1 protein-coding gene is annotated in these 761 nt (G+C 43.2%); it reads right to left on the reverse strand.

Translation table 11 applies throughout. From position 1 onward, the window contains the following. Positions 1-580 precede the first annotated feature (580 nt). Positions 581-761, reverse strand: a 181-nt coding sequence (locus JCM16496_RS23020; protein WP_369346685.1) for a VOC family protein, incomplete at its 5' end; no start/stop codon positions are given.

The following is a 761-nucleotide window of genomic DNA, read 5'->3' on the forward strand; positions in this document are numbered from 1 at the left end:
CGGGTTGAACCATCTATCGGTGGGGAGGGGCTGTGGGCTTGTGAAGCCCCATCCCCACCGATAGCCGTTTCAACCCTGCGGCCTCAAAAATATGTGGGCTTACGCATGGAGAAAATTGCGTTTCGACTTTGACTTTAGGCCTGTTCTTCGGTATCAAAATACTTGTTGTACAAGCAACGTGGGCCCCAATCTACAAGAACTCCACCAGAACCAAACATTATATTTTAATCTTATTCATAGAAACCGATCTGAATAAGTGCCATTGGCTGTGAGCTGAGGTGTTACCTTTACCGTAAAGGTAAATGGTTCTGTGTTATCTACCGTCGAGAGCCGAACTGGAGCAGAAGTGTTGGTGCCCACATTCTTCGGATCACAGAATAAATATCTGTCTTTTCACCGGCAGCTATGCTTACCCGCCCATAACCTTAACTGTTTCACCTGACAAATTCAGAGATTGTACAGACACATTCAAATTTGCAATCATCTGTCACAAAGACATTCTACTGTTCCGCTTTATTCCCATCACAACTATTTTGTATCATACAACAAGTAATTAAACTGATAAATAATAATGCCTTTCTCATACTGTAATTTCAATCAAGTTATTCTCCGGACCATAAAAGCAGCTCTCATAGCAACCATCTCCTGTAGTTCTTGGTCCACTTGCAAGTTGATAGCCGTCATTCCGTAGGGTTTCCGTCAATGTATCTACTTTCTCCTTGCTTCCAACACTCATGGCCAGGTGTATGAAGCCACATCGA

Source organism: Bacteroides rodentium JCM 16496 (genome assembly GCF_000614125.1).
GTDB classification, from domain to species: domain Bacteria; phylum Bacteroidota; class Bacteroidia; order Bacteroidales; family Bacteroidaceae; genus Bacteroides; species Bacteroides rodentium.